General features: G+C 56.0%; 20 protein-coding genes. 7 read left to right on the top strand and 13 right to left on the bottom strand.

All coding sequences use genetic code 11. The features are described from left to right. Position 1: 1 nt before the first annotated feature. Together B2590_RS02095 and B2590_RS02090 are read right to left on the bottom strand one after the other, a co-directional pair. Positions 2-1096, bottom strand: coding sequence for an efflux RND transporter periplasmic adaptor subunit (locus B2590_RS02095; RefSeq protein ID WP_091643221.1), 1095 nt, complete (start codon positions 1094-1096; stop codon positions 2-4). A gap of 59 nt (positions 1097-1155) precedes the next feature. Then, complete coding sequence (locus B2590_RS02090; protein ID WP_286810733.1) at positions 1156-1716, bottom strand: DUF3833 domain-containing protein; 561 nt, start codon at positions 1714-1716, stop codon at positions 1156-1158. A gap of 219 nt (positions 1717-1935) precedes the next feature. On the opposite strand from B2590_RS02090, the gene B2590_RS02085 reads away from it, so the two are divergent. Then, entirely contained in the window at positions 1936-3756 is a 1821-nt protein-coding gene (locus B2590_RS02085; protein ID WP_286847825.1) for an acyl-CoA dehydrogenase C-terminal domain-containing protein, read from the top strand. A gap of 63 nt (positions 3757-3819) precedes the next feature. Here the strand turns inward: B2590_RS02085 and B2590_RS02080 are convergent, their stop codons facing one another. From B2590_RS02080 to rpmH, 8 genes are all read right to left on the bottom strand, one after another. Continuing rightward, positions 3820-4569 (bottom strand): substrate-binding periplasmic protein, encoded by a 750-nt coding sequence (locus B2590_RS02080; RefSeq protein WP_286810731.1) that lies wholly within the window; start codon positions 4567-4569, stop codon positions 3820-3822. 131 nt (positions 4570-4700) lie between these two features. Beyond that, complete coding sequence (locus tag B2590_RS02075) at positions 4701-7070, bottom strand: bifunctional diguanylate cyclase/phosphodiesterase (RefSeq protein ID WP_286810730.1); 2370 nt, start codon at positions 7068-7070, stop codon at positions 4701-4703. Between the two features lie 23 nt (positions 7071-7093). Next, complete coding sequence (locus B2590_RS02070; RefSeq protein ID WP_273064119.1) at positions 7094-7867, bottom strand: tetratricopeptide repeat protein; 774 nt, start codon at positions 7865-7867, stop codon at positions 7094-7096. 157 nt (positions 7868-8024) lie between these two features. Beyond that, on the bottom strand, positions 8025-9395 hold the full coding sequence (mnmE, locus tag B2590_RS02065; protein WP_273064120.1) for a tRNA uridine-5-carboxymethylaminomethyl(34) synthesis GTPase MnmE: 1371 nt from the start codon (positions 9393-9395) through the stop codon (positions 8025-8027). 97 nt (positions 9396-9492) lie between these two features. Then, positions 9493-11205 (bottom strand): membrane protein insertase YidC, encoded by a 1713-nt coding sequence (gene yidC / locus B2590_RS02060; protein ID WP_036211742.1) that lies wholly within the window; start codon positions 11203-11205, stop codon positions 9493-9495. A 4-nt stretch (positions 11206-11209) separates the two neighbouring features. Beyond that, positions 11210-11503 carry a membrane protein insertion efficiency factor YidD gene (yidD, locus tag B2590_RS02055; protein WP_036211745.1) on the bottom strand — a complete coding sequence of 98 codons (294 nt, stop codon included), beginning with the start codon at positions 11501-11503 and terminating at the stop codon, positions 11210-11212. Further along, positions 11503-11910, bottom strand: a complete 408-nt coding sequence (rnpA, locus tag B2590_RS02050) for a ribonuclease P protein component (RefSeq protein ID WP_036211748.1) — start codon at positions 11908-11910, stop codon at positions 11503-11505. Before rnpA ends, yidD begins: the two co-directional genes overlap by 1 nt. A gap of 15 nt (positions 11911-11925) precedes the next feature. Continuing rightward, complete coding sequence (gene rpmH / locus B2590_RS02045; protein ID WP_008172542.1) at positions 11926-12060, bottom strand: 50S ribosomal protein L34; 135 nt, start codon at positions 12058-12060, stop codon at positions 11926-11928. Positions 12061-12703: 643 nt separating this feature from the next. On the opposite strand from rpmH, the gene dnaA reads away from it, so the two are divergent. The 5 genes from dnaA (at position 12704) to gyrB (ending at position 20371) form a co-directional block, all read left to right on the top strand. Continuing rightward, positions 12704-14155, top strand: a complete 1452-nt coding sequence (gene dnaA, locus B2590_RS02040; protein ID WP_036211752.1) for a chromosomal replication initiator protein DnaA — start codon at positions 12704-12706, stop codon at positions 14153-14155. Positions 14156-14211: 56 nt separating this feature from the next. Continuing rightward, positions 14212-15315 (top strand): DNA polymerase III subunit beta, encoded by a 1104-nt coding sequence (gene dnaN, locus B2590_RS02035; RefSeq protein WP_036211756.1) that lies wholly within the window; start codon positions 14212-14214, stop codon positions 15313-15315. A gap of 57 nt (positions 15316-15372) precedes the next feature. After that, positions 15373-16644 (top strand): ABC1 kinase family protein, encoded by a 1272-nt coding sequence (locus B2590_RS02030; RefSeq protein ID WP_036211759.1) that lies wholly within the window; start codon positions 15373-15375, stop codon positions 16642-16644. Between the two features lie 103 nt (positions 16645-16747). Then, positions 16748-17884 carry a DNA replication/repair protein RecF gene (gene recF, locus B2590_RS02025; RefSeq protein WP_286810727.1) on the top strand — a complete coding sequence of 379 codons (1137 nt, stop codon included), beginning with the start codon at positions 16748-16750 and terminating at the stop codon, positions 17882-17884. A gap of 72 nt (positions 17885-17956) precedes the next feature. Next, a complete protein-coding gene (gyrB, locus tag B2590_RS02020; protein ID WP_036211765.1) occupies positions 17957-20371 on the top strand; it encodes a DNA topoisomerase (ATP-hydrolyzing) subunit B in 2415 nt (804 codons plus the stop codon). A 118-nt stretch (positions 20372-20489) separates the two neighbouring features. Here the strand turns inward: gyrB and B2590_RS02015 are convergent, their stop codons facing one another. Then, a complete protein-coding gene (locus tag B2590_RS02015) occupies positions 20490-21254 on the bottom strand; it encodes a VC0807 family protein (protein WP_228210630.1) in 765 nt (254 codons plus the stop codon). A gap of 163 nt (positions 21255-21417) precedes the next feature. Next, positions 21418-23133, bottom strand: coding sequence for a carbohydrate-binding module family 20 domain-containing protein (locus B2590_RS02010; RefSeq protein ID WP_286810726.1), 1716 nt, complete (start codon positions 23131-23133; stop codon positions 21418-21420). Positions 23134-23397: 264 nt separating this feature from the next. Here B2590_RS02010 and B2590_RS02005 point away from each other — a divergent pair, with 264 nt between their 5' ends. Next, entirely contained in the window at positions 23398-24138 is a 741-nt protein-coding gene (locus tag B2590_RS02005) for a ParA family protein (protein ID WP_036211769.1), read from the top strand. 95 nt (positions 24139-24233) lie between these two features. On the opposite strand, the gene gabT is transcribed toward B2590_RS02005, so the two are convergent. After that, the gene (gene gabT / locus B2590_RS02000; RefSeq protein ID WP_007152976.1) at positions 24234-25508 is read right to left on the bottom strand and encodes a 4-aminobutyrate--2-oxoglutarate transaminase; all 1275 of its coding nucleotides are present in this window, start codon (positions 25506-25508) and stop codon (positions 24234-24236) included. Positions 25509-25547 lie beyond the last annotated feature (39 nt).

Here is a 25547-nt window from a genome sequence, read left to right as displayed (position 1 = left end):
TTCAGGACTCCAGGGAGTTGGCAAAGCGGTTGTCGGGAATCACGTTTTCCCCTTCCACCACACTGATCCTGTCGCCACTGCTCAATCTGTCCTGGCCGGTTACAATCACCTGCTCATCCAGCGACAGTCCGTCAACGATTTCCACCAGGCCAGGCATCCGGGACCCCAGGGTCACCGAAACCCGTCGGGCGATACCGTCTTCGGCCACGAACACATACTTCTCGTCACCGCGAATCATTACTGCCTGCTCGGGAATGACCAGGGATTCTCGTTCGCGGAGTGTCAGCGTGGCCGACATGAACTGCCCAGGCCGAAGCTTGCCATCGGGATTGTCGATCAGCGCCCTGACCGGCAGTGTTCGGCTCAGTTCATCAATTCGCGTGCCCAACTCCACCAATTCACCGCCAAAGGTTTCCCCGGTATAGGCCGGCGACGTGCCCCGCACAGTCTGGCCAATGTGAATCTGGCCGAGGAAGCGCTCGGGGATTGCGAAGCCCAATTCCATCTTGGTGGTGGAATCCAGGGTGGCCACCGACGTGCCTGCACCGAGATAAGTTCCCAGGCTGATATCGGAAAGGCCAATAACCCCGGCAAACGGCGCTTCAATACGGTGGTTGTCGAGCCGGGTGCGGGCGGCCTCGCGCTGAGCTTCCGCCACATCGACAGCGGTGCGCAATTCATCCACCTGGGACTGGGATATGCTGTTGTTGGCCTGGAGTTTCCGGGCGCGATCAAACTGGCGGCGGGCGTCGGAGAGGGTGGCTTCCGCCACCTGCAGATCGGCGCTGGCCTGACGATCATCGAGCCGCAGCAACAGGTCACCGGACTGGACCCGCTTTCCCGCATCAAGGTTCATTTCAACGACACGACCGCTGACTTCGGTGGTCAGTTCCACCTGATCCCGGGCCTGAAGGCTACCCACCGCCCTGACGGTGTCACTGACCAGCTCCATTTCGGGGGTGACCGTATTCACCTTGCTGGCAGGGCGTTCCCGCTGGGCGTCCGCCGCCTGCTCGCCGGTCAGATGCTGCCAGGAGAATGCCCCCCCGGCGGCCAAAGCCACGAGTACCAGAGCGATCAACCATTGCTTAACCATAATTGCATTATCCGTCTGCTTGATTGTGCCCCAACAACCGGCTGAAGGTTCGACATGGGCTATCGTTTGCTGATCACCAGCACGATCTCCCCGACTTCTATCCCCCATTTCGTCATGGTGGTCTGGTTAATCAGGGTGTCCGGTGTAATCAGGTACATCCAGTCATCCATGCGGACATCAATGGTGCCGTCGCCATAGGACACCCGCAGAACATAATTCATGTTAATGGCATTGCCTTGCCAACGCATGGTGCCCGGCTCCACCACATCACCGGCATCGGCGTGCAATGCGCCGTTGTCGGGTGTCAGCGTCCATACCCGGGTCTGGACTTCGCCGTCGTCGAAGCGGAACTCCTCATCCAGGGTGCCGATGCCGTTGCTGTCCCAACTGGCGGAAATGTCCGCATCGAAAGTGCGAATCACTTCGCCCGAGAAATTCTTGACCACACCCCGGGCAGAAAGTTCGCCGGTAAAAAATTCCTGGGGCGTCAACACCGGCCCGCGGTCACTGTAATCCTCGAGCGACGGCCCGGCACAGCCCGCAAGCAACACTGTCGCCAACAATAACCAGAGACAGCGGGGCAGACCAGTGATCCTGTTGGTCCCAATCGATATTTGCATGATATTTACACTCCCCTGGCGATTCAGAACGGATGATCGGCCCTTCAAATACGCCTATAGCGTTGTTATCGATCATTAGGCAACGTCGACATCCATGCTCGCGTCATTTCAGCCAATTGTCCTTTCTGACAGGGGGCATGGCGGTTTCCGTCAATGGCAGGTCGCCGGCAATGCCGTAAAACATCGGGCAATGGAAACAGAACCACAGAGGTATTTGCTATGCCGGTGTACAAGGCACCCCTACGCGACATGAAGTTCCTGCTCAACGAGGTTTTCGACTACCCGGGACACTACACTCGTTTGAAAACCGGTGAGAATGCCACTCCGGATATCGTCGATGCGGTACTCAACGAATGCGGCAAATTCTGCGAAGAAGTCTTGAGCCCGCTCTACCAGAGCGGCGACGAGGAAGGCTGCAGACTGGATAACGGCGAAGTCATCACTCCCAAAGGCTACCGTGAAGCCTATCAAAAGTATGCGCAGGGCGGGTGGCAGGGCCTGTCTGCACCGGAGGAGTATGGCGGGCAGGGACTGCCGGCCTCCATGGGCCTGTTCAAGCAGGAGATGATGGGTACTGCCAACTGGTCCTTCTCCATGTACCCGGGCCTGTCGATGGGCGCCATGAACACCATCTTTCTGCACGGCAGCCAAGACCAGAAGCGAACTTACCTGGTACCACTGACCGAAGGCCGCTGGGGTGGCACCATGTGCCTGACCGAACCCCAGTGCGGGACCGATCTGGGACAGGTGAAAACCAAAGCGGCCCCGCAGGAAGACGGCAGCTTCAAGCTCTCCGGTACCAAGATCTTCATTTCCTCCGGTGACCATGACCTGACCGAGAACATCGTTCACATTGTGCTGGCCCGCTTGCCGGATGCCCCGAAAGGCACCCGGGGCATCAGTCTGTTCATCGTGCCCAAGTTCCTGCCCGACGGGAACGGTGGTGTCGGCGAAGCCAATGGTGTGACCTGTGGCAGCCTGGAAAAGAAAATGGGGATCAAGGCCTCAGCCACCTGCGTGATGAACTTCGATGATGCCATCGGTTTCCTGATCGGCCCGGAGAACGAGGGATTGAACTGTATGTTCACCTTCATGAACACCGCGCGGATCGGCACCGCCATCCAGGGTGTCGGCCCGGCGGAACTGTCCTATCAGTGGGCGCTGGAGTATGCCAAAGAACGCCGCTCCATGCGCGCCCTGTCAGGAAAGAAGGAACCGGAACAGGAGGCCGACAGCCTGATTCACCATGCCGATGTCCGCCGCATGCTGCTGACCCAGAAAGCCATCGCCGAAGGCGGGCGGGCGATGCTGTATTACGCCGCGCGGCTCGCTGACCATATGGTGGAAGGCCACACCACCGGCGATCAGAAAAAAGCCGATGCCTACGACGACAAGCTGGGGTTCCTGACGCCCATCCTCAAAGGTTTCCTGACGGAACTGGGTAACGAAGCCGCGAACCATGGAGTTCAGGTATTCGGGGGGCATGGGTACATCCGCGAGCACGGTATGGAACAGATCGTGCGCGATACCCGGATTGCCACGCTCTATGAGGGCACCACGGGTATCCAGGCGCTGGATCTGCTGGGCCGCAAGGTGTTGCTGATGACCCGCGGTGGCGCGGTCAGGGAATTCACTCTGAAAGTGGCGAACTTTGCCCGCAAGAGCCTGGCCGACAAGCGGGTTCGACCTTTCTCGGTGGAGCTGCTCAAACTGACCGCGCAATGGAATGTGCTGACGGTTCGCCTGATGCTGGCCGCCCGCAAGGACCGTGACGTCGTGAGTTCAGCAGCCCATGATTTCCTGATGTACAGCGGCTACGTCACCATGGCCTATATGTGGGCACGAATGGCTACTGTTGCCTCTGACAAACTGGACAAGGGAGGCGCCGACTCCGAGGACTTCTATCGCGCCAAACTGGCGACGGCGGAATTCTACTACGAACGCCTGTTGCCACGGGCACAGGCTCACGCCACCGGAATGCTGAGCCCGAGCCGGAATCTGATGCAACTGGCCCCTGAGCACATGGCCTTCACTGACTGATTGCGGCTGATGGTATGGCGAGGTTGGAAACACAGACCTCGCTCATACACCACCAACGCTGGCTTACAGCCCGTATTTGGTTTCAATGGCCTCAAACATGCCGGATTCGTGCACCTTTTTGAGCCCGGCGTTAAGTGCTTCAATGGTGGCTTCGGGGGTTTCGGGGTTGATGGCGAGAAACAGCTCGGTGTCATTGAAAGAGAAAACGGGCTCGATTCCATCCACATTCTGCTGCGACGCCACATAAGGCCCGCCCAGGCGGTCGGCGAGCCAGAGGTCAATCTGGCCGAGTTCCAGGCGCTTGGGATTGAGGTCATCACTGTCCAGTGCTGACACCTCATATCCATGCTCAATCAGATACTCGGTCTTTACGTCGTTGCGGTAGCCGCCGAAAAGCATGCCTTTGGTGTCTTCCAGCCGGTCAATCTGCAGATCGGTGCCCGGGGGAGCGAAAACGGTCCACAGATTACGGGACAACGGGCCAATCCACTTGAATCGGGGTGCACGCTCTTCGGTATAGGTTGTACAGAAGATGCCGTGGTTGCTCTTGTTCAGCGCCCGATTGTAACCATAGTCCCAGTTTCTAAGCTTGATCACATATTCAAGATCGGTGTTGTTCAGAATGGCCTTGACCATTTCCGTGCAGATACCGTCAATGGCGTTGCCTTTGTGTTCAAAAGCGCGGCCAGTAGCACTCATGTTGTAAGGGGGAAAATTCTCCGTATACAGGTAGAGCTTGTCATAAGCCTGAGCTGTAGAAACACTCACCATTGCGACCAGAGCAGCCAGCAGCAGGGATAGCAGATTCCGCACGGTTTACCTCCTTAACATTCATGATCGCCACAACATGGCGTTATTACTTGCCTATTAGAGCCTAACCCAGGCTTTAGCGGTGTTTGACAATAAAAGTGTGTGTTTTCGTAAGGAAATGAACGCGTGTCTGCCTAGTCTGCAGACCCGGGAGCCGGAATCGGCATGCTGAAGTGTTCGCCCTGGGAAAAGTTTATCCCTAATTCCCGTACCCTTTCCTGAACCGGCTCATTGTGGACAAACTCCGCCACCGTTTGAATGTTCAGACTGCGGGCGAACTGGACAATGCCACTGGTCACCAGAAACGCGGTGTGATCCTGATGGAGATTACGGATCAGGCTGCCATCAATCTTGATGAAGTCCACGTTCAGGCTCAGCAGGTGGGAAAAATTGGAGTAGCCGGTACCGAAATCGTCGATGGCAATACGGCATCCATAGGGTTTGACCTGTTCGATGAACACACGGATATCGTCGTAATTGGTAATACCATCGGATTCCAGGATCTCGAAGATAACGCGATCACCAATACCTGAAGTTTCGATGGCGGAGAGAATTCGAGCGACGGTCTCCGGCTCGGTGATGTCGCCGTAGGAGAGGTTGATCGAAAATTCCTCGTCGCGCCCGGTAAAACAGGCGAAACACTTCTCGATCATCAGTTCGGTAATACGCCGGTTCAGCCGCAGTTTATTGGCGATGTCCATAAAACGGCCAGCACTGATCACGCTACCATCCGGTTCTACCATTCTCACCAGGCACTCGTACTTGGAGATACGGCCACTCTGGTTATCGTGGATCGGCTGAAACCACGGCACCAGGCGATCATGGTCAATGGCTTCTTTCAGGCGATTGGCCCAGTACAGATTGTTTTCGTAGTTTTCCTCAACCCCTACGGCCGGGTCATACAACAGATGATGGCGTCCTGTTTCCCGGGCCTGTAATACCGCCACTTTTGCCTGGCTGACCAACTGATCGGCGGCATCTTCCGGCTTCCGGTTATTGCGAAGCGCGATGCCGATACTGACATCCACCGTCAGGCGCTGTTCCTGCCAATACACCCGGTCGCCAGTAACCAGATGCCGGACCTGGACAGCAAGCTGGTGAGCCACTTCCGGCGCCATTGCAGGTGCCAGGACAGCAAATTCGTCACCGGGAAGACGGTATACCCGAAAAATTTCGCGGTTATGATCGCGGCTGAACGCGGTCAATCGTGTGGCAACCGCCAAAAGCACATGGTCGCCACAGACATTACCGAACAAGCTGTTGATCTGGTTGAAGCGGTCCAGATTGATGATCAGCAACGCGGCTGCCTGGCGGTTCTGGAGATCCCGCAACAAACGGACACGGTTCGGGAGACCGGTAAGGTCGTCGGTATAGGACGCCTGCAATTCACGAATCAGCTGGATAATCCGGTACAACAGATACAGGCTCAGGATCAGCATCGCCGAGACGGTACCGACCAGAATCCGGTAATTGGTGCGCTCCATCGGCAGCAGCACTGCATTGATCTCATTTCGCGGAACGCCGGCCCCGTACACCATGCCCCCAGCGGTGGCGGCATAGTAAAGCTCATAGTCTTCATTGCCCGCTGAGAGGCCTCGAGTGGTCAGTTCCCCGACCTCGCCCAAGGACCGTGCTGAGTCAACATCAGCACCAAGATCCAGCGCCAGGATGGCATCAATCAGGGCCTGCTCACTGCGGGTGTCTTTCCCCTGACTGAGGCTCGAGAGATTGCGATTGTTGCGGTCATTCAGGAACGCGAAACTGTGTTGGGTGACGGTGATGCGACTGACAACATCAATGATCTGGTCCGCGCCCCAAGCAGTTGTAGCCATGCCCAGCAGGTTGCCGTCACGATCGTACATAGGACTGGCGAGCGTCAGCACCGCGCGTTCAGTATTGAGATCGAAATACACCGGCGACCAGTACACGTGTCCGGAATTGTCGGGATCGGCCGTCCACTCCTGTTCCAATGTGCGACCGAACCAGGGAGCGTTGCGATAGTGGTCAAAACGGGATTCAGTATCCAGCCTTGTCAGTGTGTTGTCGTCGCTACCCTGCAAAAAGTAGGGCATATAGCTGGTGCCTGTTTCTGACAACACGCCCGGCTCAAACCAGAGCCCGGCACCCGCCGCTCCCTCGAAATCCTGCAAATGGGCGTTCAAGGTGTGCTCCAGGCTCCCACGCACTATAGACAGAGCACGACCGGACATCCCACTCTCGACCATCTCGTGGAAACTCTCACCAACGTTGGCGAGGGTAATGGTGTAGCTTGCCAAAGCGGATTGACGGGCATTGATGCGCGACAGTCCTGCACCCACCACCTCATTGATCTGTTGCCTCCGAAGCTCGGAGAGGGCATCCCGTGAGTAACTGAGATTCAGGCTGGATAACAGAAGCATTCCGACAACAAACACCAGCAATAACAAACCCAGCATCCACATGATGGATTGGCGTGAAGACGGGGTTTTCCGACGAGTCAGGCGGCTGGGAAGTATCCCCGGCATTACGGATATCCTCGGGCAGTGAGTCAGGTGTCTCCGGCAGGGAGGTCTTCCAGATGCCGGTCCAGCGCTGCCTGTGCTTGCTTGTGGCCCCGCTTGGCAGCCTCAGTGTACCAATAAACGGCCTGATCCATATCCTGCCCGACACCACGTCCGGTGGCGTACATCTGGCCCAACAGAAACGCGGCTTCGCCAGAGGCAGGCGCCGCCTTTTCGGCCCATACCCGTGCACTGGCGTAGTCTTCAAAGGCATGGAAAATAATGGCCATATTGGACTGCGCGCGCACGTCGCCGTTGTCAGCCGGACCCTGGCAGGCCTCTCTGGCTTCACTGTAATTGCGAATGGCCATCAACAGGTAGCAGTCACTCAGGGCCTGGTCGGAAACGCCGCTTTCATCGGCAACGTCTACCGTGGCTGACTCCGGCTCAGCACGAGGTTCGGGTTCCGGTGTCGAAGGCTGCCGCTTCACCCGCTCCGCAAAGGCGGCAACCTCGCCCGGGCATGAGTAACGGTAGCCGGCTTGATAGCGCTGAAGCATCGCGTTGGTCGCCGGCTCATTGGCGTACTCGTCTGCAATGGCTTCACAACGCAGATCCCTTTCCCGTTCCACGTTATGTAGTACGGAAGCGCGGGATGGATCGTCGCGGTGCTCCGCAAGGTATTCCGTCAGCGGGTCGATATACGGCTGGTCAAACAACGCCCGCTGTTCCCCTTGGTAGGAATTCGGCGTTTGCGGGTTAACGATCTTCTTCATCACCTGCCCGGTTCGTTCCAGCAAATCCGACGACGCCTTGGACAAGCGATCACCGTCGACGCTTGCGCATCCGCTTAGAAAGAGCAAAATCAGAAGACAGGAATACGGACGATACATCTACACTCACTAGCCGTTTTCAGCAGTCGATGAAGCGACTAGTTTTACACGGAAGAAGGCAGGTTCAAACCGTTTCTTTTGAGGCTTATTTGCCGATGCAAAAACTGCTGAAGATTTTCCCCAGTAAGTCATCAGGCGTCATTACACCAGTGATTTCTCCCAGAGAATCCTGGGCAGCACGAAGGTCCTCTGCTAACAGTTCACCGGCTCCATAGCCCTGTAACTGGTCCTCGCCCTGCAGCAGGGAAACGCGGGCCCGCTCAAGGGCATCCAGGTGACGACGCCGGGCGATAAAGCCGCCTTCGGTGGTACTGGCAAATCCCATACACTGCTTCAGATGATCGCGCAGCACTTCCAGACCGTCCGCTGACTTGGCCGCAATGCGCACCACCGGCGCGGCACTGGCGTCCAGTTGCTCGATGCCCGCTGGTTCGCCAGTCAGGTCCACCTTGTTGCGGATGACGGTCAGGGGCGCGCCGGGTGGTAACTGGTCGATAAAGTCTGGCCACAGTTGATGGGGTTCAGTTTCCGGTGTGGTGGTGGCATCTACCATCAATAATATACGGTCGGCCTGACGAATCTCGTCCCAGGCCCTGGCAATCCCGATCTGTTCCACTTCGTCGGGGCTGTCCCGCAGGCCGGCGGTATCGATGATGTGCAGGGGCATGCCATCAATGTGGATGTGTTCGCGCAACACATCCCGGGTGGTGCCTTCAACTGCGGTCACAATGGCCGCCTCCCGTCCCGCCAGGGCATTGAGCAGACTGGACTTGCCAGCATTGGGACGCCCGGCAATCACCACCTTCATACCATCTCGTAGAATAGTGCCTTGCTGGGCTTCCTCAAGGATAACATCCAGGTCCTGGGTAATGAGCTGCAGGTCGTTCGCCACTTTGCCGTCAGCCAGGAAATCGATTTCCTCTTCCGGGAAATCGATCGCAGCCTCGACATATATCCGTAGGTGGGTAACAGCCTCAACCAGGGCGTCAATTCTGCGGGAGAATACGCCTTGCAGGGAACGCACCGCACAGCGCGCTGCCTGCTCCGAACTGCTTTCAATCAGGTCGGCGATAGCCTCGGCCTGGGTCAGGTCCAGTTTGTCGTTCAGGAAAGCCCGTTCTGAAAATTCTCCGGGCCGGGCCAGGCGAGCCCCAAGTTCGCACACCGTTCTCAACAGCAGGTCGAGAATAACGGTGCCACCGTGGCCCTGGAGCTCAAACACATCCTCGCCGGTAAACGAATGGGGATTGGGAAAATACAGCCCGATACCTTCGTCGATCAGTTCCCCCCGAGTGTCCAGGAACGGACCATAGTGTGCGTAACGCGGCCTGGGCTCGAACCCCAGCATCTGGCGCGCAATGGCCGTTGCCTGCGGGCCAGATACCCGAACAATACCCACCCCGGACTGGCCCGGGGCCGTGGCAATTGCTGCAATGGTATCGGTGGCATAAAACATCGTTACTTTCCCCTTCCCCCTTGCCCATTGGGGCCCCTGAAATAACAGAGGCTCCCAAAAGGAGCCTCCGCAATCACTGGAACCGTTGGATGACCGGTCAGCTCTTCTTGGCCGCAACTTCTGCTTCAATCTTGCGGGTAATGTACCACTGCTGGCTGATGGACAGGATGTTGTTGACCAACCAGTACAGAACCAGGCCTGCCGGGAACCAGAGGAAGAACACGGTAAAGATCAGCGGCATCAGCTTCATGATCTTCGCCTGCATCGGGTCCGGTGGTGTCGGGTTCAGACTCATCTGCAACATCATGCTGGCACCCATCAGGATAGGCAGGATGAAATAGGGGTCCATGACCGACAGATCCTGGATCCACAGCATGAAGGGAGCATGTCTCAACTGGACACTTTCAAACAGCACCCAGTACAGGGATATAAAGACCGGCATCTGTACCAGTATCGGCAGGCAGCCACCCAACGGGTTTATCTTCTCCCGTTTGTACAACGCCATCATTTCCTGGGACATGCGCTGGCGATCATCGCCATACAGTTCTTTCAACCGTGTCAGCTGGGGAGCTACCGCACGCATTCTTGCCATGGACCGGTAACTGGTCGCCGACAGTTTGAAGAACACCGCCTTGACCAGGACTGTCAGCAGGATGATAGCCACACCCCAGTTGCCAACCAGCCCGTGGAACCAGTCGAGAATAATGAACAATGGCAGGGCAATGAAGAACAGGAAGCCGAAATCAACCGTCCGGTCGAGGTTCGGGGCAACGTTCTCAAGGCGCTCAATGATCTTGGGACCGACATAGGCCTTGGCGGACACTTCGCTGGTTTGACCCGGCTCCACGACGGTCGCGGGATACACAAAGCCCATGACATAGAGCGGGCCACGACGAGTGGACTGGAACTGGGCCGGCTGATCACGTTCGGGCACCCAGGCCGCCAGGAAGTAATGCTGGAGGAAGGCCAACCAGCCATTGGTCACTGATTGGTTGATCGGGTTCTCGGAGAGATCGTCAAAATCGAACTTCTCGTAAGGATCTTCTGGCGAACTGACCACCATGCCCAGGAAAGCACGTATGCCCAGGCTATTCTGGGCGGTTGGGTCCGGTGCCTGATCACGGACAATCTTGCCCGTCATGTTTGCCTGCCAGACGCTATCGGACTGGTTGTTGATCTGGTAACGAACATCAATCTCATAGCTGTCACGGCTAAACAGATACTGTTTGGTGACTTCGACATTGTTGTCCGTGGTGAAGGTGAGATCGACCGTCAGTGTATTCTCACCCTCCTGCAGTTCGTATTCTGACGCCGACGCGTTGTACACCGGAGCGCCGCCGTTGCGTTTGCTGTCAATGCCATCGCGGCCGATCAGCCCGCTTTCCATGATGTAGGTGCGCTTGCTGGTATTGGTCAACAGCCTCAGTGATTCTTCACTGTCGAGGGACCGGTCGTGCTGTAACAAAGAACTTTCAATCAGATTACCGCCTACACGGTCGATCTTGAGTTCGTAGACATCGGTACGCACGGTGATGAGTTGATCACTGGCAGAAACGGAGGATGTCTCCGAGGCCGAGATTGTCTGGCCATCGCCTTCCGGAGTGGTGAATTCTTCGCTTGAGGTATCCGGGCCACTGGCGCTCTCGCTCGGGAGAGTCATGTCATCCGTCGAGGCAGGCTGGGTACTGGTACTGGCCTGTTCCGTAGCGGGTTGGGTCTGCGGCTGGTTATAGTCTTCATTCCAGGCAAGCACCATCATGTAACTGACAATGGCAAGGCCGGCAAATAATACAATGCGTTGAATATCCATAAACTTACTGTTTGGTCTGGTTAGCGTTATGGGTTTGGCTGGCCGGCCCGCAGCAGATGGAAGGTACTACCTCAGTGCGAACGTCAGTGCCCGGAACGGGATCATACCCGCCTTTTGCCCATGGATGACACCTCATTAGACGTTTGACCGAAAGAAAAAGGCCTCTAATGGCGCCGTGGGCGGTGATGGCTTCGACAGCGTATTGGGAACAAGTGGGGTAGTGACGGCAATGACTGGCCATCATCGGGCTGATCGCGTACTGGTAGACTCGGATGGGCAGGAGCAGCAGTTTGCGCATTAACCCGTTCCTTTGCCGGTACCGGAAAGTTCCGATGTGGTTGGTTTCTGGAGCTGGCGGTTTTTCTTCCTGAGGCGTGCCCAGAGCTCCGTCAAGGTAGCATTGAGCGCGGCATTATCAAGCTCCGTCAATCCTCGCCGTCCAAGAACCACGATGTCCAGGGCAGGGTATTCCCGTTCGTGCCTGAAGGTTTCCCGAACCCGGCGTTTAACGCGGTTTCGTTGTACAGCCAGTTTGAGATTCTTCTTTGAAAACACCAACCCAATCCTGGCGTGCCCCAGAGTATTGGGTGTGGCCAGGATCAGGAAATGTCGGTGCGGAACCCTTAACTGTACGTCATCGAAGACTTTGCCGTAATCGGATGGCTTGAGCAGCCGGGACGATTTTGGAAAGGTCAAAGCCTTCATCAGGCGGTCAATGTCTTATGCAGACAGACGGGCACGGCCCTTGGCGCGACGACGGGAAATTACCTTACGGCCGTTGGCGGTTGCCATGCGGGCACGGAAACCGTGAACGCGCTTACGCTTCAGTACGCTTGGTTGAAACGTTCTTTTCATGGTGTCGGTCTCACATTACAGATGTTGGAAATTCAATCGTTGGCTGGAAAATGAACAGCCAAAACAGGAGCGGCATTCTATGCAATGTGGCGGTGGAATTCAATGGTTATTCGAGACCAGTGTCGGGTTATTTCCATCTCCGCTGATTCACGGTTCAGGTAATAAATTCATTAGGTCTTTTTGTATTCTCTTTAAGGATTATTATTACTGTTATTAGGCAGGCCTTTTTCTGTGGAAAACCGATGGAATTGATTTGGAAACAGTGGATTGGATGGTTCATAAAGTGGTTGAGAAGTGGGGATGAGGCCTGTGTATATCCGAGGCAGGAAATGTGGGTAAGTTGGAGGTTTGCTCAGATCGCGATTTATCCACCGAACATCGGGGTGTCGTCCACAGGGTTGAGAGCGCTTTGTACACACAGGTCTGTGGGTAACTTTTTATGCACGATATTTCTGTACACAAGCCTGTAGGTAAGTCTGTAAAAAATTGAAATAAAAGAAAATAAATTTCCACAGGCTGTTTATTAAATGCGTTTGGCTCTTTCACTCGGGAGGCCCTCAGGTTAGAATCCTTGGTCATCTCTTTCGTCGGGTCATGGAGATCCGTGACGAGAAATTTCTGAGGCATCGGAGGCAAGACTGTCGTGCCGAACAACATATGGCATCAGTGTCTGGAAGTACTCCGGGACGAGTTTCCCGCTCAGCAATTCAACACCTGGCTTAGACCCTTGCAGTCGGATCACCGCGAGGGTCAGTTGATGCTGTTCGCACCCAATCGGTTCGTCATGGACTGGGTGAACGAAAAATACCTCAGAAGAATTGAAGAAGTCCTGAAGGATCTGCACGGTGGCCAGGCACCTCGGATTGATATGAAGGTGGGTTCCGCGCCACGGTCATCTGACCTGGTGGTCCGTTCCGAGAACGCGGTCAGTGGTGTGGCCGCCGAGCAGGAAGAAGCGGGTAGCCGGGTAACGGAAGAAGAGAAAGGCGTTGCGGCCACAGTGACCACGCCTTCGGTGAAGGCCAAGAGCACCAGCGAACGACGTTCGGTTCAGGTTGAGGGTGACATCAAGCACCAGAGTTTCCTGAACGAAGGCTTTACCTTTGACACGTTTGTGGAGGGTAAATCGAACCAGTTGGCCCGGGCGGCCTCGATGCAGGTGGCGGAGAACCCTGGTGGAGCTTATAACCCACTGTTTTTGTATGGTGGTGTGGGTCTGGGTAAGACCCACCTGATGCATGCCATTGGTAATGACATTGTACGGCGCAACCCGAGAGCCAAGGTGGCCTATCTTCGCTCCGAGCGTTTTGTGGCGGATATGGTGAAGGCACTTCAGTTAAACGCCATCAATGAGTTCAAGCGCTATTACCGCTCTGTGGACGCATTGTTGATAGACGATATTCAGTTTTTCGCCCGCAAGGAGCGCTCTCAGGAAGAATTCTTCCACACTTTCAATGCGTTACTGGAAGGCGGACAGCAGGTTATTGTGACCTGTGACCGCTTTCCGAAAGAAATTGTGGATATGGAAGAGCGCCTTAAATCCCGTTTCGGCTGGGGCCTGACCGTGATGGTAGAGCCACCGGAGCTGGAGACCAGGGTCGCCATCCTGATGAAAAAGGCGGAGCAGGTGAACGTCAAACTCAGCAGCGAGGCGGCGTTTTTCATCGCGCAAAAAATTCGATCGAACGTTCGTGAACTAGAAGGGGCGCTGCGCCTAGTGATAGCGAATGCTCACTTCACTGGTTCGGAGATCACCCCGCCGTTTATCCGGGAAAGCCTCAAGGATCTGTTGGCGCTGCATGAAAAGCAGGTCAGCATCGATAATATCCAGCGCACGGTGGCGGAGTACTACAAGATCAAGGTGGCCGATTTGTTGTCAAAACGGCGTACCCGCACTGTGACCCGGCCAAGACAGGTTGCCATGTCCCTGGCCAAGGAATTGACCAATCACAGCCTGCCGGAAATTGGCGATGCGTTTGGTGGCCGTGATCACACCACGGTATTGCATGCCTGCAAAAAGATTGTAGAGCTGCAGGAAACGGATCCTGGCATCCGAGAGGATTATCAGAACTTTATGCGGCTACTGACAACCTGACCGGGTTAGCGGCAGCCAATACACATTCACCTTCCAATAAAAGAATGCTGAGTGCCATGAAACTGACGATCAGCCGAGAATCTCTGCTCACCCCCCTTCAGTCCATTGCCGGTGTGGTGGAGCGAAAACAGACAATGCCCGTTCTCTCCAACGTGTTGCTGGTGGCCGAGGATAATACCCTCACGCTGACTGGTACCAATATGGAAGTGGAACTGGTGGGCCGGGTGTCACCGGTGCACGTTGACCAGCCAGGCCGCATTACAGTTCCGGCGCGGAAACTGTCTGATATATGCCGGGCGTTGGGTGATGAGGCGCCTATCGAGTTGGCGTTGGAGGGCGACCGCCTGCATCTGCGTTGTGGCGCCAGCCACTTTACGCTGTCGACCTTGCCGGCGGAGCATTTTCCCAACGTTGAGGATGATGCGGAAAGTTTCGGCCTGGAACTGCCCCAGAAAGAACTCAGCCGAATGTTCGACGCCACTGCTTTTGCAATGGCTCAACAGGATGTTCGCTATTACCTGAACGGGCTGTTGCTGGAAGTCGACAAGGATCACGTTCGCACTGTGGCTACTGATGGCCATCGCCTGGCCATGGCGCATTTTGATTTGCCCACCGGCTGCCCGGAACCCCGCCAGGTGATTGTGCCGCGTAAGGGTGTGCTGGAACTGGCGCGCTTGCTGGATGATGTGGAAACCCCGGTGACCCTGGTGATCGGAGACAATCATCTGCGCGCGACGGTAGGCTCTTATACCTTTACCTCGAAGTTGATTGAAGGCAAGTTCCCGGACTATAACCGGGTCATTCCCCGCGGTGGGGATAAAGTTGTCCTGGCGGATCGCGCTACCCTCAAGAACACACTCCAGCGCGCCGGCATTCTATCCCATGAAAACATCCGTGGCGTACGCCTGAACCTGGCGCCCAACGAGTTGCAGGTATTTGCCAACAACCCGGATCAGGAACAGGCCGAAGACGCGCTGCCGGTCGAGTATCAGGGCGAATCACTTCAGATTGGCTTTAATGTAGGCTACCTGGTGGATGTGATGAACGCGCTGGATGAGGATCAGGTCAAGATAACCCTGGCGAATCCCAATAGCAGTGCGTTGATTGAGGCGGAGAACGACAATCGCTGCCTCTATGTCGTCATGCCGATGCGGCTGTAGGTCCGCCGGATTGGTTGTGGCCGCCAGATATTTACCGGATCAGTAAGGAAGAGAGTCATGGGAACGGTGACGAACAGCCTCAAGGGTGCCTTTCGAATCGGTCAGACCGTATCGGTGTTGGGACGCGCTGGAGTGAATTGGGTGCGGGGAGATCGACCGCCCGCGCCGAGGTTGCTCAGGCAGACGTTTGAATCCCTGGGTGCCACCTACATCAAGCTCGGCCAGTTTATTGCCAGCTCCCCCACGTTTTTCCCCAAGGAATACGTGGAGGAATTCCAATACTGTCTGGACCGTACCCCAAGCCTGCCATTCAGTGTGATCCGGAAAATTATCCGGGACGAACTGGGCCGACCAATCGAAGACGTATACTCTGACATTGACCCGGTGGCTTTGGCATCGGCATCGATTGCACAGGTTCACGCCGCAAAGCTGGTTACCGGTGAGGATGTGGTGATCAAGGTGCAAAAGCCGGGTGTGGAAAACATTCTGCTGACGGATCTCAATTTCCTGTACCTGTCGGCGAAAATTCTGGAGACACTAGCGCCCAAACTATCCTGGACTTCGTTGTCCGGAATCGTGGAGGAAATCCAGCGCACCATGCTGGAGGAATGCGACTTCATCAAGGAGGCGAACAACCTAAAGGTGTTCCGGGAATTTCTCCATAACACCCACAATGAAGATGCTACCGTGCCACGGGTCTACGAAAGCTGCAGTACTCGTCGCATTCTTACCATGGAGCGTTTCCACGGTGTACCTCTGACGGATCTTGAAAGCATCCGGGGTTACGCGCGGGATCCGGAGCGCACGCTGATTACGGCAATGAACACCTGGTTTTCCAGCCTCACCCAGTGTGAGTTTTTCCACGCCGATGTTCATGCGGGCAATCTGATGGTGTTGAAAGACGGCCGGGTTGGTTTTATTGATTTCGGTATTGTCGGTCGCATCCGTCCGGATACCTGGCAGGCCGTCAGCGATTTTATTTCAACGGTCATGGTCGGCAATTTTGAAGGCATGGCCGACGCGATGATTCGTATCGGTATCACCCATCAAAAGGTTCAGGTGGCTGAACTGGCAGCCGACTTGCGGCGCCTTTACCAGCAAATGGACACCATGGTGCCGGATGAAGTGCCCTATCAGGCTGAACAAGCCGAGGATGACGTGAACAACATCCTGATGGATATGGTACGGATTGGTGAGGGCCATGGGCTGCATTTTCCAAGAGAGTTTGCGCTCTTGTTGAAACAGTTCCTGTATTTCGATCGTTACGTTCACATACTGGCGCCGGAAATGGATGTCTTCATGGACGAGCGGTTGAACATGCTGCATTAATCGCGTTCACCCGCGAGGTTTTGTACACTGGGGCAGCGTTGTCGGTAAGGCACGCTGCCTTTTTTGTCCCCGTCTCCTGCTGGTTAATAACCTATCGTGACCTATGGCGCTTGTTAAACTTCAATCGGAACATTTCCGCAATCTCTCGCCTGCGCCGGTCAGTTTCTCACCTTCCATTAATTTGCTATATGGCGCCAACGGCAGTGGAAAAACCAGCGTTCTGGAAGCCATTGGCTACCTGGGGCTTGGCCGCTCATTCCGGGTAAGTAGACATCAGGCGGTGGTTAGCCACGGCCAACACAAACTGACGGTGTTCGGTGGCCTGGATCAGGGAATGTCGGGAGGGGAACAATCACCGGTTGGAGAGCTTAACCATCGTGTGGGCATCTCCAGGGATGTGACCGCTAAAGAAACCACGCTTAGAGTGGATGGGGAAGCAGTTCGTAACCTGTCATCGCTTGCCCGGCATCTGCCCGTCTCGGTTATCGATCCGGGGGTGTTTGATATTGTTGCCGGCGGACCCGGAAAACGCCGGCAGTTTCTCGATTGGGCAGTGTTCCACGTGGAACCTTCGTTTGCTTCGTTGTGGCAGCAGTGTCAAAGAGTGACGTCACAGCGGAATCAGATCCTGAGAAATGGTAGAATAGATGACGCTCTGATGAAGGTCTGGGATTCACAGTATACGGAGTTGGCAGAGCGATTGACGCAAGCCCGGAACGAAACCTTTCGGCTTTTTACCAAGGCTTTTTACAGTTTACTCGGTGAGATAGACGCCCCCTGGGTTGATGGGCTTAAGCTGGACTATTACGTGGGCTGGGACGCCAGCCAACCCCTGGTCGAGGTACTACGTTCCCACCGGGAGCAGGAACAGAAAATGGGCCATACCCTGTACGGTCCCAATCGGGCTGACATCCGCTTGCGATACCAGGGAAGGCCGGTGGCGGAGACCTTCTCCCGGGGCCAGCAAAAGACGTTGGTCATTTTGATGAAGATCGCACAAGGCATGGTGCTGAGCGATCTTGGAAAGCAGGTTACCTTTTTGCTGGACGATATCAATGCAGAGCTGGATGTCGTCCACAGGGCCATGCTTGCCCAAAAGCTCTACGAATTACGATGTCAGGTGTTTGTGACATCGATAGAGGCGCCCAGGCCGGATGAATTATGGCGGCACACCATGCCGGAATACAGATTGTTCCACGTGGAACATGGCAAATTGACGGAAGAACAGGAACCCGGATGATCCACTTTCATCGCTCTAAAATAACAGCGGCAATGGCTTCACGCCGGGAAATCACCCTTCAGGAGTACCCTAATGAGTGAATCGAACTACAACTCCTCAAGCATCAAGGTATTGAAAGGACTGGATGCCGTTCGGAAGCGGCCCGGCATGTATATCGGTGACACTGATGATGGCACGGGCCTGCATCACATGGTCTTTGAGTTGGTGGACAACTCCATTGACGAGGCGTTGGCTGGGCACTGTTCTGAAATCGGGGTGATCATCCATCCGGACGAATCAGTCACGGTCAGGGATAACGGCCGTGGTATTCCGGTCGACCTTCACAAGGAAGAAGGTGTCTCCGCTGCGGAAGTTATCATGACGGTTCTCCATGCCGGTGGTAAGTTTGATGACAACAGCTACAAGGTCTCAGGCGGGCTTCACGGTGTTGGGGTGTCGGTGGTAAACGCCCTCTCCTCCTCCCTTACGTTGACTATTCGACGTGATGGCAAGGTTTACGAGCAAACCTACAACAACGGCGTACCAAAAGCGCCGCTCGATGTGGTTGGCGACACCGACGCCAGTGGTACGAAGGTTCACTTCATTCCATCCCCGGATACGTTTACCAGCATTGAATTCCACTGGGATATTTTGGCCAAACGCCTGCGGGAGCTGGCGTTCCTGAACAGCGGTGTGCGTATCCGCCTGCAGGATGAGCGTAGTGGCAAGGAAGAGGTATTCGAATACGAGGGTGGCCTGCGTGCCTTTGTTGAGCACCTGAACTCCAACAAGACACCGATCAACCGCGTGTTTCATTTCATCAAGGAACGTGAAGACGGTATTGCGGTGGAAGTGGCCATGCAGTGGAACGATGCCTTCCAGGAAAATATCTACACGTTTACCAACAACATCCCGCAGCGCGACGGTGGTACCCACCTCGCTGGGTTCCGTGCGGCCCTGACCCGTTCGCTCAACAACTATATTGAGCACGAAGGCCTGGGCAAAAAGGCCAAGGTCAGCACGTCCGGTGATGACGCTCGGGAAGGTCTGACGGCTATTATCAGCGTGAAGGTTCCTGACCCCAAGTTCTCGTCCCAGACCAAGGACAAGCTGGTTTCTTCCGAGGTCAAAACCGCGGTTGAGCAGGAGTTGTATCAATCCTTTGCGGACTTCCTGCAGGAGCAGCCCAACGAGGCCAAGCTGATCGTCAACAAGATGATTGAAGCGGCCCGCGCCCGTGAAGCGGCCCGCAAGGCCCGTGACATGACGCGCCGCAAGGGGGCGCTGGACATTGCCGGTCTGCCGGGCAAGTTGGCGGACTGTCAGGAAAAAGACCCCGCTCTTTCCGAACTGTTCATAGTGGAGGGTGATTCCGCCGGTGGTAGTGCCAAACAGGGGCGCGATCGGAAGACACAGGCCATCCTGCCACTCAAGGGTAAGATTCTGAACGTGGAGAAGGCCCGCTTCGACAAGATGTTGTCCTCGGCGGAAGTGGGTACGCTCATTACTGCGCTGGGCTGCGGCATCGGGCGAGAGGAATTCAATCCGGAAAAACTCCGCTACCACTCCCTGATTATCATGACCGATGCGGACGTGGACGGTTCCCACATCCGTACGCTGCTACTCACCTTCCTGTTCCGTCAGATGCGTGAAATCATTGAGCGTGGCCATGTGTTCATTGCCATGCCGCCGCTGTACAAGGTCAAGCGTGGCAAGCAGGAGCAGTACCTGAAAGACGAGAAAGCCAAGGAAGCGTACCTGACCCAGACCGCCCTGGAAGGTGCCCAGCTCTATGTCAATCCGGAAGCGCCGGCTATCAAGGATTCCGCTCTGGAAACCATGGTGAAGGACTACCAGGCGGTGATGGCGATGATTGATCGTCTGTCCCGCGCCTACCCGGCCAAGGTACTCCAACAAATGCTGGATAACGTGACACTGAAGCCGGAACACCTCAAAGAAGAGGCAGAAGTGGCTCGTTGGGTGGCTCGCCTGGGTGACGGCCTTCAGCTGGATACTCGCACCGGCACCAAGTACACCTTCTCGGTGGAAAAGGACACCGAGCGCAATCTCTACCTGCCGAAGGTGGTGATTTATGTGCACGGGATTCCCCATAACCACGTGTTCAGCCATGAGTTCTTCGAGTCGTCCTCTTACGCGGCCATCGCGAGGATGGGTGAGACACTGGACGGCTTGATCGAAGACGGCGCTTATATCCAGCGTGGCGAGCGCAAGCAGGCGGTGCTGTCATTCGAGGGCGCTCTGGAATGGCTGATGAAGGAAGCCCAACGCGGCCTGAACATCCAGCGCTATAAGGGGCTGGGTGAGATGAACCCGGAGCAGTTGTGGGAAACCACCATGGATCCGGAGACTCGTCGCATGATGAAGGTCACCATCGAGGACGCCATTGCGGCGGACCAGATCTTCACCACCCTGATGGGCGATGACGTCGAGCCACGGCGCCTGTTCATCCAGAGTAACGCGCTTGAAGTGACCAACCTGGACGTGTGATCACGGCGGGTTTTTGATCGGACCCGGGTTATCCGGGGATACGAAAAAGGCGACCTAATGGTCGCCTTTTTTATTTATAATTCAGTTATTTAGAGGAATTCAGTATTTCTGACTGGCGTCAGCTACCGTTACCTGTGGATGTGTCAGACGACTTGTTGTCGTGCTGGGCCGCAAGGTGCGGCGCCATAACATCCTCAAGGGTGTAGCCGGTGAGCCGGCGAATGGAACGCCAGAGGTAGTAGAAAATGGCGATCATCATGATCATCGAGGGAATAGCGATCATGGGATAACTCACCAGGGTCATCCTGCCCAGTTCTTCATTGAACGCCTGGGTTCCGGACGGGCTGGTGACAATCCACTTGGCCAGCACGAAATTCATGATGGAGGAGAACAGAAAGGTCAGGCTGAAGAAATAGCTGGCCTTGAGCAGGCGGGCCTCGAACTCTTCCTCACTTCCGTTTTCTTTCAGCACCGCCTGAATCTTGTCCACGTTCAGCACGGACGGGTTGTACAGCAGCGTTCTAACCAGCGGATAGCGTGTACGGGTTGAAACAAGCACGGCAATACCGATGACGGCGGGAACAGCCGCTTCCTTGATCGCCAGCCAGCCGGCATCCAGCTCCATCAGGCCGATACCGCCGGTCAAACCGACGCTGACAATGCCGAGCACCGCAATAAAGTTGTACTTGCGATAGCGCACCAACTCGAACAGTCCCCATCCAAGGGGGAACGCAAGCCCGATGACCAGGGCCATGACACTGCCCAAATATTCATCCCCGCTCAACTTCATCAGAATGACGGAGGGAATGATGATACTCACGAGTAGATCAACCCAGGGCCTTGGCTTGTGGGTCGGTGGAGATGGGATTTCCGGGTCGGTCATAAATCAGCCTGATCGTTCGGGGAAGTGATGCCGGTGGAATCCAGCATACCGAAAAAGTCGTCAGGCAGTATACGATGAAACCGTGAGTGTGAGTAACCGAGGTCGGCGGTACCGGCCCGCTAATGCGGGCCGTTTCAGTTGGTGTGGTAGTGGCAGATGCGCTTCAGAAAGAACCGGAAGTGGAACTGCTGGTGCCCTCACCTGCGGTCTGTACCAGGTTATTATCCCCTGACTGCCACTGCTGCTGGGCGCTGGGATCGGTTTCGCTGCGCTTCAGGCATTTCCACTCGATGGAGGTCTCCGCTGGTAGATTGATCGACCCACTCCAGGTTGGGTAGGCTGTTGGATCCAGTTTTACCGCATCGGTAGGTGACCAGTTACCCAAAGCATTGTTGTTGCCGGTAACGTACACACTTTGCCCCATGGTGGTAGTGCCGTTCTGGCACTGGAAGGTGACGGATGCCGTCTCTGCTGTTGGCGGATTGGGATCGCTTCCGTCACAGGGGGCACCGCTATGAAGTGCCGCTGCCTCCATCGCCGGTACCGTCAGTGCCACCTGGCCATTCTGCACCGTTACGCAGGCACCGTTGCCAGCCACATTGCGATAGTTTCCATCGGCCAGCCCGGTGCTGAAAGTCCGTGACAGTGTGCTGCCTTCACGGTTGATGGCGACGAACCCCTTATTGCCCCGACTAAAGGCAATCTGGTTATTGCCATTGTCCCACCAGCTGTTCACGCCCTGGCCGTCGGTCTCAGCCCGGAAGGCAACCATGTTGGCAATGGAGTCCCAGCGATGTTCGCATACCCAGGCGGACCCGCACTGAGCAGTGCCGTTCTGGTAGACGTTTTGGGCTGGAGGGCCCTGGTCACCGTTGGAAAATGCGTAGCTCGACATTACCTTGGGGTAGCCATAAGGCCAGCCCAGCATGAACACGTTGGCCAGGTTGTAGAGATCACCATCCTTGTAGGTCAACACATTGCTGCCACCGGCACCGTGGCCACGTTGGTTGTCATGGTTGTCGGTGAATACAACGGCATCACCGCCGGACAGGAAGCCCCAGCTCTCACCAAAGGCGTTGAGGTTGGCCAGTTGCTGGTTCTTGAAGACGTTGCCGATGGACGCGCTGTAGCGGAACTCGGTGACGTCTGACGTACCCGTGTACTCAGTGGCACTGACGGCTTCGCCACCCAGGTCGATCACCTCCTGGAATACGTACAGCGGGCCGCCGGCCTGATTGATGACGGCGCCGATATCACCGGGCGACATATGTTTGGCGGCATCCACCCGTATACCCTTCACACCCAGCGAAGTGAGCTGATTGAGATAGCCGGCCAGAGTGTCGCGCACGTAGCCGCTTCCGGTATCCAGGTCCGGTAAGCCGACGAGTCGGCAATTGCGAACGCGCCAGGCATCCGAACTGTAATCCGAGCCGTTGATACTGCATTCGGAGTGGAAATCATTGCCACTGTAGATAGGATAGGTCAGGGAATCGCTGCTGTAATAGGACCCGGCGGTGCCGGTTCCCGTACCATTGGCGGTATGGTTGATCACTGCATCCACGTAAACATCCACTCCGGCCGCGTTGCAGCGCGAAACCATGTTAGCGAACTGGTTGGCGTTACCACTGCGGCTCTGGAGCTGGTAGCTGACCGGTTGATAGCGCGTCCACCAGGCGCTGCCCTGAATGTGTTCCTGCGGCGGTGACACCTGAACGGCGCTGTAACCCTTGGGCCCAAGAAACTGTTCACATTCAGTGGCGACATCGCTCCACTTCCATTCGAACAGATGGACAAAGGTACCGGCGTGGGCGGTATTAATGGGCAACGCAAGTGTCAGGCCGAGACTGACACCGGTTACCAGGCGTTGTATGGAGATCATTGTGTGCTCCTGTCTTGTATTTGTTGTGGAGACGATCCAATGGCCACTGCTGGCTGTTGACGGCAGTTGTGGATGTCCATCGTCAACATGAAGTGTTCAATCGTTAGCCAAAACATCCTTTCAGGCAGTTTGCGGGGAGTAGTCAGGGGGAGGAGTTGCAATATTTACGTAGCTTCTGAATACGTGTCACTAAACTGAAACACGCCTGCCAGTGGGATCGGTTAAGCTTGCAGCCGGTGTTTTGACGGGGCTTTAGGAGGAAGCATGAAGATCATTGCGTTTTACAGCCTTAAAGGCGGTGTCGGTAAAACCGCTGCGGCTGTAAACATTGCCTACCTGGCCAGCCAGGCTGGCATTCCCACCCTGCTATGGGATCTCGACCCTCAGGGCGCGGCCAGCTGGTACCTGGCGGGAACCGACGAGATCAAGGGTCGGAAACTGGCTGCACTGATGGATGGAAAGACCCCCATCGGCAAATTCATTCGGGCCAGCGCCTACCCTGACCTCGATTTTATCCCGGCCCATAACAGTTTTCGCAACCTTGATGTCCGGCTGGATAAGGACGACAGCGCCAATACCCTCAAAAACTGGCTGGCCCCGCTATCGGAGGAAACCAGCCTGGTCGTACTGGATTGCCCGCCCTCGATGTCGCGGTTGTCTGAGCAGGTGTTGAAAACCGCCGATGGCGTGTTCGTGCCGGTGGTTCCGACCTGGCTCGCTCTGAATAGCTGGCAACAGCTCCAGGCCTTCGCCAAGGACAAGAAGCTCAAACCCGGTCGTCTGCACCCGTTTTTCTCCATCGTGGACCGCCGCAAGAATCTGCATCGCGAGATGGTGATCCATCGCAAACAGCGCCTCGAGAATGGGCTGAACGCGCTGATTCCCAATGCCAGTGTGGTGGAGAAGATGGGTGAGAGTGGCCAGCCGGTGGAACTGATGGATCGGTCATCCGCAGCCGCCGATGCCTATCGGCGCTTGTGGAAGGAAATCAGGAAGTTGATCTAGAACGGATAGAGCCCATAAAAAACGCTGGTCAGCTTCACACTGACCAGCGTTCCGGTATACAGCGGCAGGTGTGTTAATGACCCTGCCAGAAGGTGTTAGCCCACCTCTTTCAGTGCCTGCTCAACGATCGCCAGGCCTTCCTCAAGAATATTGTCCTCGATAGTGACCGGCATCAGGAAACGCAAGGTATTGCCGTACATACCGCAGCTCAGCAGGATCAGGCCATTTTCCTTGGCTTTCTTGGTAACGGCCGCCGCCAGGTCTGCCCGCGGTTCCTTGCTGGTCTTGTCGGTGACCAGTTCAATGGCAGCCATGGGCCCGAGGTTGCGCACGTTGTCCACGTGGGGGAACTGTTCCTGCCACTGATCAAAGCGTTTGCGCAGTGTGTCACCCAGGCGCTGACTCTTGCCCAGAATGTCTTCTTCCTTGAACACGTCAAATACTGCCAGGGCTGCCGCACAGGCCGTCGGGCTGCCGGTGTAGGTGCCGCCGAGGGAGTTCGGGCCGGACGAGTCCATAACCTTGTCGGTACCGACAATGGCTGAGATCGGCATGCCATCGGCCATACTCTTGGCCATGGTCATCATGTCGGGCTCAACACCGCTGTGTTCGATGGCGAACATCTTGCCAGTCCGGCCAAAGCCGCTCTGAACCTCATCCGCGATCATCAGGATGCCGTTTTCATCGCAGATCTTGCGGATCTCTTTGAGGAAGCTGGCTGGTGCGGCGTAGAAACCGCCTTCACCCAACACCGGCTCAATCACGATGGCGGCGGTGTCACTGGCGGGTGAATCGGCCTTCATGGCCATCTTCAGGCCACGGAGCGCTTCATCCTCACTGACACCGTGATAGGGAACCGGATAGGGGGCGCGGAAGACGGTGCCCGGCATCGGGCCGAAATCGGTCTGGTACGGGGCGGCTTTGCCGTTCATGGCCATGGTGTAGAAGGTACGGCCGTGATAACCGCCGTCAAAGCAGATCACATTGGTTTTGCCGGTTGCCGCGCGGGCGATCTTCATGGCGTTTTCCAGGGCTTCTGCGCCGGAGTTGGCCAGCATGACCTTGGCGTGGCCCTTTACCGGAACCACTTCACTGAGCTTCTGCGCCAGCTTCACATAGCCCTCATAGGGCATGACGGTCTGGCAGGTGTGCATCAGCTTGTCCAACTGCGCCTTCACCGCTTCAACCACTTTGGGGTGACGATGGCCGATATTCAGTACACCAATGCCGCCGGCGAAGTCGATCATACGCTTGCCATCGGCATCCCAGAGCTCGGCATTGGTCGCATGGTCGGCAAACTGCTCGTTGGGGCTGGCAGCACCGGCCGCGACATAACGTTCTTTGAGTGCCTGCAATTCTTTGTTCGTCACTTTGCCTCTCCTCGAATTCGGTTTGGTACTGTCAGCATA

It is taken from the genome of Marinobacter sp. UBA3604 (assembly GCF_002375325.1).
In the GTDB taxonomy this organism is placed as follows: domain Bacteria; phylum Pseudomonadota; class Gammaproteobacteria; order Pseudomonadales; family Oleiphilaceae; genus Marinobacter; species Marinobacter salarius.
Note: the sequence above shows the minus strand (reverse complement) of the source record. Positions and strands in the feature narration are given on the sequence as shown.

Bases quoted from the DNA above. Each gene is read 5' to 3' on its own strand.
- rpmH (WP_008172542.1), bottom strand. From the start codon at position 12,060: ATGAAAAGAACGTTTCAACCAAGCGTACTGAAGCGTAAGCGCGTTCAC.
- B2590_RS02085 (WP_286847825.1), top strand. From the start codon at position 1,936: ATGCCGGTGTACAAGGCACCCCTACGCGACATGAAGTTCCTGCTCAAC.
- recF (WP_286810727.1), top strand. From the start codon at position 16,748: ATGGCGCTTGTTAAACTTCAATCGGAACATTTCCGCAATCTCTCGCCT.
- B2590_RS02090 (WP_286810733.1), bottom strand. From the start codon at position 1,716: ATGCAAATATCGATTGGGACCAACAGGATCACTGGTCTGCCCCGCTGT.
- rnpA (WP_036211748.1), bottom strand. From the start codon at position 11,910: ATGAAGGCTTTGACCTTTCCAAAATCGTCCCGGCTGCTCAAGCCATCC.
- B2590_RS02075 (WP_286810730.1), bottom strand. From the start codon at position 7,070: ATGCCGGGGATACTTCCCAGCCGCCTGACTCGTCGGAAAACCCCGTCT.
- gyrB (WP_036211765.1), top strand. From the start codon at position 17,957: ATGAGTGAATCGAACTACAACTCCTCAAGCATCAAGGTATTGAAAGGA.
- B2590_RS02095 (WP_091643221.1), bottom strand. From the start codon at position 1,096: ATGGTTAAGCAATGGTTGATCGCTCTGGTACTCGTGGCTTTGGCCGCC.
- B2590_RS02030 (WP_036211759.1), top strand. From the start codon at position 15,373: ATGGGAACGGTGACGAACAGCCTCAAGGGTGCCTTTCGAATCGGTCAG.
- yidC (WP_036211742.1), bottom strand. From the start codon at position 11,205: ATGGATATTCAACGCATTGTATTATTTGCCGGCCTTGCCATTGTCAGT.
- B2590_RS02005 (WP_036211769.1), top strand. From the start codon at position 23,398: ATGAAGATCATTGCGTTTTACAGCCTTAAAGGCGGTGTCGGTAAAACC.
- B2590_RS02010 (WP_286810726.1), bottom strand. From the start codon at position 23,133: ATGATCTCCATACAACGCCTGGTAACCGGTGTCAGTCTCGGCCTGACA.
- yidD (WP_036211745.1), bottom strand. From the start codon at position 11,503: ATGCGCAAACTGCTGCTCCTGCCCATCCGAGTCTACCAGTACGCGATC.
- mnmE (WP_273064120.1), bottom strand. From the start codon at position 9,395: ATGTTTTATGCCACCGATACCATTGCAGCAATTGCCACGGCCCCGGGC.
- B2590_RS02015 (WP_228210630.1), bottom strand. From the start codon at position 21,254: ATGACCGACCCGGAAATCCCATCTCCACCGACCCACAAGCCAAGGCCC.
- dnaN (WP_036211756.1), top strand. From the start codon at position 14,212: ATGAAACTGACGATCAGCCGAGAATCTCTGCTCACCCCCCTTCAGTCC.